The organism is Streptomyces sp. NPDC079167 (assembly GCF_040686735.1).
Classification (GTDB): domain Bacteria; phylum Actinomycetota; class Actinomycetes; order Streptomycetales; family Streptomycetaceae; genus Streptomyces.
This window is the reverse complement of sequence record NZ_JBFBLO010000013.1, coordinates 63,626-76,152: the sequence shown is the minus strand read 5'-3', so window position 1 is coordinate 76,152 and position 12,527 is coordinate 63,626. Positions and strand designations below refer to the sequence as shown.

Annotated in this window: 11 protein-coding genes and 1 pseudogene; all 12 read left to right on the top strand. The window is 70.8% G+C overall.

Annotated features, from left to right (window positions below):
* The first annotated feature begins 66 nt into the window (after positions 1 to 66).
* The 12 genes and pseudogenes from AB0P41_RS25980 to ispG all read left to right on the top strand — a co-directional run bounded on the left by AB0P41_RS25980 (position 67) and on the right by ispG (position 12,417).
* Positions 67 to 291 carry a hypothetical protein gene (locus AB0P41_RS25980; protein WP_356713759.1) on the top strand — a complete coding sequence of 75 codons (225 nt, stop codon included), beginning with the start codon at positions 67 to 69 and terminating at the stop codon, positions 289 to 291.
* A gap of 232 nt (positions 292 to 523) precedes the next feature.
* Positions 524 to 1,480 (top strand): annotated as a pseudogene (locus AB0P41_RS25975) (type IV secretion protein Rhs); the annotation flags it as partial.
* A gap of 179 nt (positions 1,481 to 1,659) precedes the next feature.
* A complete protein-coding gene (locus AB0P41_RS25970) occupies positions 1,660 to 2,145 on the top strand; it encodes an SUKH-3 domain-containing protein (RefSeq protein ID WP_356713688.1) in 486 nt (161 codons plus the stop codon).
* A 13-nt stretch (positions 2,146 to 2,158) separates the two neighbouring features.
* Positions 2,159 to 2,527, top strand: a complete 369-nt coding sequence (locus AB0P41_RS25965) for a YwqJ-related putative deaminase (protein ID WP_356713690.1) — start codon at positions 2,159 to 2,161, stop codon at positions 2,525 to 2,527.
* Positions 2,524 to 3,483 (top strand): SUKH-3 domain-containing protein, encoded by a 960-nt coding sequence (locus tag AB0P41_RS25960; protein WP_365934446.1) that lies wholly within the window; start codon positions 2,524 to 2,526, stop codon positions 3,481 to 3,483. The genes AB0P41_RS25965 and AB0P41_RS25960 overlap by 4 nt, the downstream gene beginning before the upstream one ends.
* A gap of 305 nt (positions 3,484 to 3,788) precedes the next feature.
* A complete protein-coding gene (locus AB0P41_RS25955; RefSeq protein ID WP_356713693.1) occupies positions 3,789 to 5,735 on the top strand; it encodes an acyl-CoA dehydrogenase family protein in 1,947 nt (648 codons plus the stop codon).
* 79 nt (positions 5,736 to 5,814) lie between these two features.
* Entirely contained in the window at positions 5,815 to 7,056 is a 1,242-nt protein-coding gene (aroA, locus tag AB0P41_RS25950) for a 3-phosphoshikimate 1-carboxyvinyltransferase (protein ID WP_365934444.1), read from the top strand.
* A 63-nt stretch (positions 7,057 to 7,119) separates the two neighbouring features.
* Positions 7,120 to 7,614 carry a nucleotidyltransferase family protein gene (locus AB0P41_RS25945; protein ID WP_365934442.1) on the top strand — a complete coding sequence of 165 codons (495 nt, stop codon included), beginning with the start codon at positions 7,120 to 7,122 and terminating at the stop codon, positions 7,612 to 7,614.
* A gap of 80 nt (positions 7,615 to 7,694) precedes the next feature.
* The gene (locus AB0P41_RS25940) at positions 7,695 to 8,456 is read left to right on the top strand and encodes a hypothetical protein (protein WP_365934441.1); all 762 of its coding nucleotides are present in this window, start codon (positions 7,695 to 7,697) and stop codon (positions 8,454 to 8,456) included.
* A gap of 61 nt (positions 8,457 to 8,517) precedes the next feature.
* The gene (gene dxr / locus AB0P41_RS25935) at positions 8,518 to 9,771 is read left to right on the top strand and encodes a 1-deoxy-D-xylulose-5-phosphate reductoisomerase (protein ID WP_356713698.1); all 1,254 of its coding nucleotides are present in this window, start codon (positions 8,518 to 8,520) and stop codon (positions 9,769 to 9,771) included.
* Positions 9,768 to 11,078 (top strand): site-2 protease family protein, encoded by a 1,311-nt coding sequence (locus tag AB0P41_RS25930; protein WP_356713699.1) that lies wholly within the window; start codon positions 9,768 to 9,770, stop codon positions 11,076 to 11,078. Before dxr ends, AB0P41_RS25930 begins: the two co-directional genes overlap by 4 nt.
* A gap of 181 nt (positions 11,079 to 11,259) precedes the next feature.
* Positions 11,260 to 12,417, top strand: coding sequence for a flavodoxin-dependent (E)-4-hydroxy-3-methylbut-2-enyl-diphosphate synthase (ispG, locus tag AB0P41_RS25925; protein ID WP_356713700.1), 1,158 nt, complete (start codon positions 11,260 to 11,262; stop codon positions 12,415 to 12,417).
* Positions 12,418 to 12,527 lie beyond the last annotated feature (110 nt).

The following is a 12,527-nucleotide window of genomic DNA, read 5'->3' as shown; positions in this document are numbered from 1 at the left end:
GGCCCGTCCACCGGTTAGGGCTATCAGCGGATGGACACATCCGATGAGAAGAAGACGAGGTAACAAGTGAAGTCATACCGGACGCGCTTCCTGCTGCGAGGCGCCCTCGGGTGCGGGGCCGCACTGATGGCCGTGGGGCTGTCCACGGGGGCGGCCCACGCCGACGAGACGCACACCGACGCGCACAACGCGCCCCACTTCGCTCTCATCCAGACAGGGCAGATCGACGACCCTCTGGAGGACGTCCTGGAGCACGCGGCGGTCCTGGGCACCACGTACGTCTTCGACTGAGCAGCCCCTCCGGAAGGCCGCCCATGCCCCGGGCGGCCTGCGGTTTCCGCACCCCTCACGGGCGTACCGGCCGCCGGGCGGGGGGACTTGACGGGAAAGGACGTTACGTTCGCCGCCGCTCATGGCAGGCTTGACCTCGCCGTTCGATTTGTTGCCGGGTGACCGGACGGGGCAGCCGGTGGGATCTTCGTGATGATCCTTCGTGACGGAAGAGCGGGAACGGGGGCGGGCAATGGGTTACACCATTCCTGAAGGTGTCGACACGATGCTCGACGTCGTGGGTGTGGGATGGCCGAATGTCGACGAGGACGCGTACCGCGACATGGCGGACGCGCTGCGGGAGTTCGCGGAAGACGCGGAAGACGACGCCGTCACCGCGCACGGTCACGTGCAGCGATTGCTGTCGACCGGGCAGAGCGAGTCGCTGGCGGCGCTGGACAAGCACTGGCAGAAGACCCAGAAGAAGAACAAGGACCTGGCGGGCGCTGCGCGGATCATAGCCGGGGCGCTGGACCGGGTGGCGGACATCATCGTGGCACGGAAGATAGCCGCCGTCGGTGAACTGGCCGACCTGTGCGCGACGGTGGGTATCGCCTTGGCGGCGGCCCCCTTCACCGCAGGTCTCACCGCGCTCCTGGCGGGCGGCAAGATCGTGGCGACGAGGATCGCGTTCAAGAAGATCCTGAAGGAGATGGCGGAGGCTGCGGTCGAGGAGATCGTCGCGGTCCTCTCCCAGCCCGCGGTGGCCGCCCTGGAGAGCATAGTCACCGATCTGGTCATCCAGACCACCACGAACGTCACCGGCCAGCAGGACGGCATCGATGTCGACCAGGCCGTCCAGGCAGGCAGGGAAGGCCTGCAGTTGAACTCGGTGGGTGGTGGCGGCGGAGGTGCCGGCTCCCCCGCCGGGGGCCCGGTGATCGACCACGACGCGCACACCAGCACAGGCGGACGGCTGGCGAGCGTCCAGGTGTCGATGGACACCCGCGCCGGCGGCAAGATCAGCAAGGCCAAGGGGCATCACGGGCGGGCCAAGGGCAAGGACTCGCTGACCACCGTTCTCGACTCCACCATCGAGGACGTGGTGGAGAAACTGGTCAAGGGACACAGCCATCTGGGCAAACACGTCGGCAAGGATCTGCCCGACGCCATCGGCCAGAGCTCCAAGGTCCACAAGCAGACCGACCAGGCCACGGGAGCAAGATCTACACCGTGGCGATCGGCGAGCAGTTCGACAACGACGGCAACAAGGTCGCGCACGGCTCGTACCTGCCACCCTGCCGGAGTTGCGGTCCCGTGCTGGACGCCCTAGGAGTCGGTCTGCACAGCTGACCTGCGGACCGTCGATGCCCCGAAGCGAGGAACAGGATGAGACCACCACCCCCCCGGGAAGAGCTCGACGCCTGGCTGCGGGCCAACGGCTGGTATCCGGGGCGAGAAGACGAGACCGAGAACCAGGCGGAGGCCGAGCGGCTGATCGCGGCACGTGTCAGCGGATCCGCCGGCCAGGGACATCCGCTGCGGCCATGGGGCGAGGTATACCGTTTCGTCTCGGCCTACGTCGGTCTTGAGTTCCCCATGCCCTTGGCGCCGGAGAGGAAGTTCCGAGCCGATCCCACGTTCGGTTACGAAGGGGACGCCGAGCTCGTCGTCGAACTGGCACAGAACCTGGGGCACCAGCTCTTCCCCGTGGGCTGGGAGACGTCCGAGAACGGCATCGTCCTGCTGGACGACGCGGGGCGCTTCTTCTACCTGCACCACACCGGGCCTTATTACCTCGGCGGCAACGCCCCCCAGGCCCTTTCCAGTCTGATGACAGGCGACCAGGAAGACGCGGAGGACCACTTTGTCTGACGTGGTACCAGGTGTGGCAGCTTCCCTGCTCGTCCAGGGGGCGATCGTCAGCCATACCAATCTGACCGGGGACGAGACGCCCCAGCTCCACCCCGCCGTGCAGGCCTTCTTCGATGCGCTGCCCGTCGACCGGCGCGAGCCCTTCATCGGCTACTGCGCCGAGTCCGCTCTTGTCTCGGACCAGTTGTGGGCGCTCGACCAGCGACGCGCCGACCGGGGGAGCACCAGCCTGGCCGAGGCCCGGGACCACTTCGCGGGCTCCGCGCTGATCGCGAAGAAGATCCGTGAGCACGGGGACCCGGAACACGGCACCCCCGCCCCCGTCTGCCGTTCCTGCTCCGCGCTGCTCGACGAACTCGGCGTCGACGTCATCGGGTCATGAGCACGGACGAAGACGCCCTGACCGCCGCGGGCTGGCATCCCGGCCGGGACGCCGGCGACCTCGCGCTGTCCGCCGCGCTCATGACCGCGGCCGTCGTTCCCTCCGTCACCGGCATCCGCGCCTGGGCGCTCTTCCCGGCCGCGCGGGGGGCGCTGCGGGAGTTCTTCGGGCTGACGCTGCGCCCCGTCGCGGCGGGCACCGAGGTCGCCGCGACGGGCTGCGTCATCGACCCCCGCACGGGGAGACACGCCCTCCGCGCCTTACGGGTGCTCGGTGACACGGTCGGGGAGGACGTGTTCCCGCTCGGCCGCACCGACGCGGGCGGACTGATCGCGGTGACCGAGTCGGGACGCCTGCTGTGCGTCGACCACGGCGGGCGGTGGTTCCTCGGGGACTCCGTGGAGGACGGGCTCCATGCCCTGACCCAGGGGCGGGCTCCGCGCCGGATCGCACCGCGGCGGTGGACGTGGGCGGCGCCCGCCACGCACGAGGATCCGCTGGAGAACGCGGTGCGCACCGCGCTGGTGGGGGTGTACGCACTGCACCACAGGCAGCTTTTCGGCGCTCGCGCCCTGCGGCTGACGGTGACGGCCCTGCGGGGCATCGGCGCCGAGGTCCTGGACCGTGCCGTACCTCTGCCGGGCGGTTCGCTGGACGAGATCGCCGCGCCGTTGGCGGCGCGCATGCGGGAGCTCGTCGACGCTGAGCGGGCCCATCTGCGAAGCTGCGCGCTCACAGTGACGGTGAGCGCTCCGGAGGGGACTCCCGCCCCGTACTCCTCGGTGAGCTGTGCCGTACGGATCGGGCAGTCGGCGTCGACCCCGAACGCGACGGAGCTGTCCTTGGCGGCAGGGGCCGGGACGGCGCTCGGCCGGCCGTGGGAGGCCGTCCAGGGGTGCGTCAGGGATCTGGACCGCTACACGGGCCGGACGGCCGGCCAGGGCCTGCGCGCGTAGCGAGAGCCCTCGGGCCGTGTCCGCAGAGGATCGGCTCGGCACCGGCCGCCCGGGGTCGCCCGACCGGCGGAGCCGCCGCAGCCCGGCCCGGAGCGCCGCATGTGAGCCGGACGCGCCCCACCCGCGCCGGGGAGCGGCACCGTGAACCGTCCCCCGCCGGCCGGCCGAAGCCGGTCACGTACGCCGCCGGGAGCCCCGCGCAGGGTGGTGGGGCCGACGCAGATCGGGTAGATACGGACAAGTGACACCGATCGGAACGCGTACGGCCCGACCCATATCCCGACTCGCGGCGAGGTGAGCTCCTCATGTCCGCCCCATCCGACATCCCCCAGGCCCCCAAAGTCACCGAGCGCGAAGCGCGGCAGGTGGCAGAGGCCGCCCGTGAACAGGACTGGCGCAAGCCGAGCTTCGCCAAGGAACTCTTCCTCGGACGCTTCCGGCTGGACCTGATCCATCCCCACCCCCTGCCGGCCCCGGACGACGTGCGGCGCGGCGAGGCCTTCCTCGCCCGGCTGCGCGAGTTCTGCGAGGCCCACGTCGACGGCGCCCTCATCGAGCGCGAGGCCAGGATCCCCGACGAGGTCATCAACGGCCTCAAGGAGCTCGGCGCCCTCGGCATGAAGATCGAGACCAAGTACGGCGGTCTCGGGCTGACCCAGGTCTACTACAACAAGGCGCTCGCGCTGGCCGGTTCGGCGAGCCCCTCGATCGGTGCGCTGCTCTCCGCCCACCAGTCGATCGGGGTACCGCAGCCGCTGAAGATGTTCGGCACGCAGGAGCAGAAGGACACCTTCCTGCCCCGCCTCGCGCGGACGGACATCTCCGCCTTCCTCCTCACCGAACCCGACGTCGGCTCCGACCCGGCACGGCTCGCGACCGCGGCCGTCCCGGACGGCGACGACTACGTCCTGGACGGTGTGAAGCTCTGGACGACCAACGGAGTCGTCGCCGACCTGCTCGTCGTCATGGCCCGGGTCCCCGGGTCCGAGGGCCACAAGGGCGGCATCACCGCCTTCGTCGTCGAGGCCGGCTCGCCGGGCATCACCGTGGAGCACCGCAACGCCTTCATGGGACTGCGCGGCATCGAGAACGGCGTCACCCGCTTCCACCAGGTCCGGGTCCCCGCAGCGAACCGGATCGGCCCCGAGGGCGCGGGGCTCAAGATCGCCCTCACCACCCTCAACACCGGCCGCCTCTCGCTGCCCGCCATGTGCGTCGGCGTCGGCAAGTGGTCCCTGAAGATCGCCCGTGAGTGGTCGGCGGCCCGCGAGCAGTGGGGCAGGCCCGTCGCCCGGCACGAGGCGGTCGGCGCGAAGATCTCCTTCATCGCCGCCACCACCTTCGCCCTCGAAGCGGTCGTGGACCTCTCCTCGCAGATGGCCGACGAGAGCCGCAACGACATCCGCATCGAGGCCGCGCTGGCCAAGCTGTACGGCTCCGAGATGGGCTGGCTGATCTCCGACGAGCTCGTCCAGATCCGCGGCGGACGCGGCTTCGAGACCGCGGCCTCGCTCGCGGCCCGCGGCGAACGCGCCGTGCCCGCCGAGCAGATGCTCCGCGACATGCGGATCAACCGGATCTTCGAGGGATCCACGGAGATCATGCACCTGCTGATCGCCCGGGAGGCCGTCGACGCCCACCTCAAGGTCGCCGGCGACATCATCGACCCCGACAAGCCGCTCTCCGACAAGGCGAAGGCAGGCGCCAACGCCGCCGGGTTCTACGCACGCTGGCTCCCCAAGCTGGTCAGCGGACCCGGCCAGCTGCCCAACGCCTACGGGGAGTTCCGCGTCCCGGGCCACCCCGACCTCTCCGCGCACCTGCGGTACGTCGAGCGCGCGTCCCGCAAGCTGGCCCGGTCCACCTTCTACGCGATGTCCCGCTGGCAGGGCCGCATGGAGACCAAGCAGGGTTTCCTCGGCAGGATCGTCGACATCGGGGCCGAGCTCTTCGCGATGAGCGCCGCCTGTGTCCGCGCGGAGCACCTGCGGGCCGACGACGACCACGGCCGCGAGGCGTACCAGCTCGCCGACGTGTTCTGCCGGCAGGCCCGCATCCGGGTGGAGGAGCTCTTCAACCGGCTGTGGTCCAACACCGACGACATCGACAGGCGTGTCGTCGACGGGGTCCTCTCCGGGACCTACACCTGGCTGGAGGAGGGGGTCATCGACCCCAGCGGCGACGGCCCCTGGATCGCCGACGCCACCCCCGGCCCGGCCACCGGGGAGGACGTCCACCGCACCGTCCGCTGAACCCGGCACACCCGCGGGGCGCGTCCACTGCCTGGACGCGCCCCGCGGGCACGCCCGCCGCACGGCAAAATGGCCGCCCGTGACCGTCATCGACATCCCCGGTTCCAAGTCCGTCACCGCCCGCGCCCTGTTCCTGGCCGCCGCCGCGGACGGCACCACCACCCTCCTGCGCCCCCTGCACTCGGACGACACCGAGGGGTTCACCGAGGGACTGACCCGCCTCGGATACGGGGTCGTCCGCGAGGCGGACCGATGGCACATCGAGGGCCGCCCCTCGGGACCCGCGGTGACGGACGCCGAGGTCCACTGCCGCGACGGGGCCACCACCGCGCGGTTCCTGCCGACGCTGGCCGCCGCCGCGGCCACCGGCACGTACCGCTTCGACGCCTCCGCGCAGATGCGCCGCCGCCCCCTCGCGCCCCTCACCCAGGCCCTCCGGGCCCTCGGCGTCGACCTGCGCCACGGAGGAGCGGAGGGCCACCACCCGCTCACCATCGAGGCATCCGGCGTCAAGGGCGGCGAACTGACCCTGGACGCGGGGGAGTCGTCCCAGTACCTCACCGCCCTGCTCATGCTCGGCCCGCTCACCGCCGAGGGGCTGCGGATCGAGGTCACGGAGCTCGTCTCGGCGCCGTACATCGAGATCACCCTCGCGATGATGCGCGACTTCGGTGCCGAGGTCGTCCGGGACGGGAACACCTTCACCGTGTCTCCCGGCGGCTACCGCGCCACCACCTACGCCGTCGAGCCCGACGCGTCCACCGCCTCGTACTTCTTCGCCGCGGCGGCCCTCACCGGCCGTGAGGTCACCGTCCCCGGCCTCGGAACCGGCGCGCTCCAGGGCGACCTGCGCTTCACCGACGTGCTGCGCCGCATGGGGGCCGAGGTCACCACGACCGCCGGGGCCACGACCGTACGGTCCTCCGGCCGGCTCTCCGGTCTGACGGTCAACATGCGCGACATCTCGGACACCATGCCGACCCTCGCCGCGATCGCGCCGTTCGCCGGCTCGCCCGTACGGATCGAGGACGTCGCCAACACCCGCGTGAAGGAGTGCGACCGCCTGGAGGCGTGTGCCGAGAACCTGCGCAACATGGGCATCACCGTCCACACCGGACCCGACTGGATCGAGATCCACCCCGGCATCCCCCGCCCCACCGAGATCGTCACCCACGGCGACCACCGCATCGTGATGTCGTTCGCCGTCGCCGGGCTGCGCACCCCCGGGATCAGCTACGACGACCCCGGCTGCGTACGGAAGACGTTCCCCCGCTTCCACGAGGAGTTCGCCGGCTTCGTGGCGAGGACCGCGCTGCCGTAGGGCGAGGACCGCGCAGCCGTAAAAGTCCGTGCGCCCGGCGGCAGGACGCACTACGGTCGCCGCATGATGTCCCGGAACGATGTCCTGTCCGTCCTCGCCCTGCTGCGCGAAGCCGGTGCCGACGTGGTGATCGCCGGAGGCTGGGGCATCGACGCCCTGCTCGGCGAGGAGACCCGCGAGCACCGGGATCTCGACCTCCTGCACCGCCGTGAGCAGGAGACCGCCGTCGTTGCCGCCCTGGAGTCCGCCGGATACACCGAGACGCTGGACTGGCGCCCCGCCCGTTTCGTGCTCAGCCATCCGTCAGGCCCCGAGATCGACCTGCACCCGCTGGAGTTCGCCGCCGACGGGTCCGCGGTCCAGTCCTCGCTCGACCCGGCGGAGCCCTTCCACTACCCGGCCGCCTGCTTCGTCACGGGCACCATCGGGACGACCACCGTCCGCTGCATCTCGGCCGAGCAGCAGGCGCTGTTCCACCAGGGCTACGAACCGGCCGAGCGCGATGTGGCGGACATGCGGCGGCTGGGGGAGAAGTTCGGCATCGACACGCACCTCTGACCTCCGGATGCCGCACAATCGAGCCTCGGCCGTGACCGGGGTGAGGATCCCCGGCGCGTCAACAGAAGGCAGGGGCGGGGATGTCAGGGGTGTACGGGGCGGGTGGCCGACGGGGCGGCGTGGCGGCGGCATGCGCGGTGGTGGCCCTCGTGGGGCTCACCGGATGCGGTGGCGGGGACGACGGCGACGGCAAGGGCGGCGCTGCGAGGAGCCCTGTCCCCTCGCGCACGGCGGCGACGGCCGAAGGGCTCACCGAGGAGCAGCTCACCGCCGCCGCGTTCACGGACGGGGAGCGGGCCGGCGGGCTCACCGCGTCCGAGTACACGCTGGACGGGCCGCTCGGCGACGCCTACACCGCCGACCCCGCCGTCTGCCAGCCGCTCGTCAGCCTCGCCGGTGACGTCAGCGACCACGACCCCGTCGCCCAGGTGCAGCGCAAGGCCGACAAGCCCGAGGAGATGCTCGGGGTCACCGTCGACGTGACCCTGCGCTCGTACGCCGACGGCGAGGCCGCGAAGGTCATGGAGTCGCTGGACAGGGCCGGCCGGGAGTGCGCCGGGGGCCTCACCGAGGAGCGGGCGGTCGCGCGCGCGACGTACGAGAAGGTCGAGCCCGCCGCGCTGCCCGCCTTCGCGGACGAGGCCGACGAGGCGAAGGCCTACCGCTTCACCGTCCTCGACGTGAAGGGGAAGCTGAAGTTGTACGAGTACCTCACCGTCCTGCGATCCGGCTCCACGACGCTCGCCTTCCGCGGCGAGATCCTCGGCACCCAGGACATCGGCGGGGTCCCGGAGGCCGTCATCGCCGCCCAGTGGAGGAAATTCCGTGCCGCGCGGGCCTGAGGCCCGCGCCGACGGGGGCGCGCTGTCACGGCGCACAGCGGATGCGGCAACAATGGGGGCCATGAGCGACAGCCCCGCACCCCTCGCCGATCCGCATCTCGTCTTCGACGCGGCGGAAGGCCGCCGGGATCTGGTGATCCTCGGCTCCACCGGGTCCATCGGTACCCAGGCCATCGACCTGGTCCTGCGCAACCCCGCCCGGTTCCGCGTCACCGCGCTCTCCGCGGCCGGCGGCAGGGTCCGACTCCTCGCCGAGCAGGCGCGGCAGCTTCGCGTACGTACGGTCGCGGTGGCCGACGGGGACAAGGTGCCCGCGCTCCGCGAGGCCCTGGGCGAGGTCTACGGGGCGGGGGAGCCGCTCCCGGAGATCCTGGCCGGCCCGGACGCCGCCACGGAACTCGCGGCGAGCGCCTGCCACACCGTGCTGAACGGGATCACCGGCTCGATCGGGCTCGCCCCCACGCTCGCCGCGCTGAAGGCGGGCCGCACGCTCGCCCTGGCGAACAAGGAGTCGCTGATCGTCGGCGGCCCGCTGGTGAAGGCCCTGGCGGCGCCCGGCCAGATCATCCCGGTCGACTCCGAGCACGCCGCGCTCTTCCAGGCCCTCGCGGCGGGGAAGCGGGCCGACGTCCGCAAGCTCGTGGTGACCGCGTCCGGCGGCCCGTTCCGCGGGCGTACGCGCGCCGAGCTGGCCGATGTCACGCGGGAGCAGGCCCTGGCGCACCCGACCTGGGCCATGGGCCCGGTCATCACGGTCAACTCCGCGACCCTGGTCAACAAGGGCCTGGAGGTCATCGAGGCGCACCTCCTCTACGACATCCCGTTCGACCGGATCGAGGTCGTGGTCCACCCCCAGTCGTACGTTCACTCGATGGTGGAGTTCACCGACGGCTCCACCCTCGCGCAGGCGACCCCGCCCGACATGCGGGGCCCCATCGCCATCGGTCTCGGCTGGCCCGAGCGGGTCCCGGACGCGGCCCCCGCCTTCGACTGGACGAAGGCCTCCAGCTGGGAGTTCTTCCCGCTCGACACGGAGGCGTTCCCGTCCGTCGGGCTCGCCCGGCACGTGGGCACCCTGGGCGGCACCGCGCCCGCGGTCTTCAACGCCGCCAACGAGGAGTGCGTGGAGGCGTTCCTGGCGGGACGGCTGCCCTTCAACGGCATCATGGATACGGTCACAGCGGTGGTGGCCGAACACGGCGCCCCCGCCACGGGAACTTCACTGACGGTCGCGGACGTCCTCGAAGCGGAGACCTGGGCCCGGTCCAGGGCCCGCGAACTCTCGGCGGAAGCGACAGCGGAGGCGCACGCATGAGCATGACGACGATCCTGATGACGATTCTCGGAATCGCCATCTTCGCCGTGGGTCTGCTGTTCTCCATCGCCTGGCACGAACTGGGCCACCTGTCGACGGCCAAGCTCTTCGGCATCAGGGTGCCGCAGTACATGGTCGGCTTCGGGCCGACCATCTGGTCGCGCAAGAAGGGCGACACGGAGTACGGCATCAAGGCCATCCCCGCGGGCGGCTACATCCGCATGATCGGCATGTTCCCCCCGGGGCCCGACGGCCGGATCGAGGCGCGCTCCACCTCACCGTGGCGCGGCATGATCGAGGACGCCAGGTCCGCCGCCTTCGAGGAGCTCGAACCGGGCGACGAGACGCGCCTCTTCTACACGCGCAAGCCGTGGAAGCGCGTGATCGTGATGTTCGCCGGCCCCTTCATGAACCTGGTCCTGGCCGTCGCGATCTTCATGGGCGTGGCCATGACCTTCGGCTTCCAGACCCAGACCACCGAGGTCGCCGGCGTCCAGAAGTGCACGATCGCGCAGAGCGAGAAGCGCGACACGTGCAAGGCGTCCGACCCGGTCTCACCGGCCAAGGCCGCCGGCCTGCTGGAGGGCGACAAGATCGTCGCCTTCAACGGGAAGAGGATCGACGACTGGGCCACCCTCTCGGACGAGATCCGCAGGACCATCGGCCCCGCCACCGTCACCGTGCAGCGGGACGGCCGGGAACAGACCCTGCACGCCGTGCTGAAGAAGAACGCCGTCGCCCAGAAGGACGGCGACGGCGAGGTCGTACCCGGCAAGTTCGTCGACGCCGGTTACCTCGGCTTCGCCGCCAGGACCGAGATCCTGCCGCTCTCCTTCGGCGACTCGGTCGTCCGCATGGGCGACATGATCGAGAACGGCGTCGATTCGATCATCGCCCTGCCCTCCAAGATCCCCGACCTGTGGAACGCGGCGTTCAGCGACGGCGAGCGCGCGGACGACTCTCCGGTCGGCGTGGTCGGCGCGGCCCGGATCGGCGGCGAGGTGATGAACCTCGACGTCCCGGCCCAGAACCAGATCGCGATGATGCTGTTCCTGCTGGCCGGCTTCAACCTCTCGCTCTTCCTCTTCAACATGCTGCCCCTGCTCCCGCTGGACGGCGGACACATCGCGGGCGCCCTCTGGGAGGCCCTGCGCCGGAATGTGGCCAAGGTCTTCAAGCGGCCCGACCCCGGGCCGTTCGACGTGGCGAAGCTCATGCCGGTCGCCTATGTGGTCGCGGGGATCTTCATCTGCTTCACGCTGCTCGTGCTGGTCGCGGACATCGTGAACCCGGTGAAGATCACCTGACGCCACACCCGCCTCATGGATGGCGGCCGGTCACACAGGTGGTGTCCGGCCGCCCACCATCGAGCGGTTCGACGGCACAGGTGCGCTCCGTTCTCCTCCGGTGACGTAACCTCGAAGCCTGGAGCCCGCCGTTCTCGGGACCTCGATCCACACCGATCCACACCTTGGGGATGCTCAGCGCATGACTGCGATTTCTCTCGGAATGCCGGACGTTCCGACCAAGCTCGCCGACCGGCGGGTCAGCCGCCAGATCCAGGTCGGGACGGTGGCGGTCGGCGGGGACGCACCCGTGTCGGTGCAGTCGATGACGACGACGCGTACGTCGGACATCGGTGCGACGCTGCAGCAGATCGCGGAGCTCACGGCTTCGGGCTGTCAGATCGTGCGGGTGGCGTGTCCCACACAGGACGACGCGGACGCGCTGGCGACGATCGCGAAGAAGTCGCAGATCCCGGTGATCGCGGACATCCACTTCCAGCCGAAGTACGTGTTCGCCGCGATCGACGCGGGCTGCGCGGCGGTCCGGGTGAACCCCGGCAACATCAAGCAGTTCGACGACAAGGTCAAGGAGATCGCGAAGGCGGCGGGGGACGCGGGCACCCCGATCCGTATCGGTGTGAACGCGGGCTCGCTGGACGCGCGGCTGCTGAAGAAGTACGGCAAGGCGACACCGGAGGCTCTGGTGGAGTCGGCGCTGTGGGAGGCCTCGCTCTTCGAGGAGCACGGCTTCCGTGACATCAAGATCTCGGTGAAGCACAACGACCCGGTCGTGATGGTGAACGCCTACCGCCAGCTCGCCGCGCAGTCCGACTACCCGCTGCACCTGGGTGTGACGGAGGCGGGTCCGGCGTTCCAGGGGACGATCAAGTCCGCGGTGGCGTTCGGGGCGCTGCTCTCCGAGGGCATCGGGGACACGATCCGGGTCTCGCTGTCGGCGCCGCCGGCCGAGGAGGTCAAGGTCGGACTGCAGATCCTCGAGGCGCTGAACCTGAAGCAGCGCCGGCTGGAGATCGTGTCGTGCCCGTCGTGCGGGCGCGCGCAGGTGGACGTGTACAAGCTCGCCGACCAGGTCAGCGCGGGCCTGGAGGGCATGGAGGTCCCGCTGCGGGTCGCGGTCATGGGCTGCGTCGTGAACGGCCCGGGTGAGGCCCGTGAGGCCGACCTGGGTGTGGCCTCCGGCAACGGCAAGGGCCAGATCTTCGTGAAGGGCGAGGTCATCAAGACCGTCCCCGAGTCGAAGATCGTGGAGACCCTCATCGAGGAGGCCATGAAGATCGCGGAGCAGATGGAGAAGGACGGCATCGCCTCGGGCGAACCCCAGGTCTCCATCGCCGGCTGACCCACCGCCACGCTGTGCCCCGCAGGCCCCGTCCTGCGGGGCACAGCCGCGTTTCCCCGCCCACCGGCCTTCCCTGCCCGGGGCGCACCCCACAGCCTTGTTGGGTACAG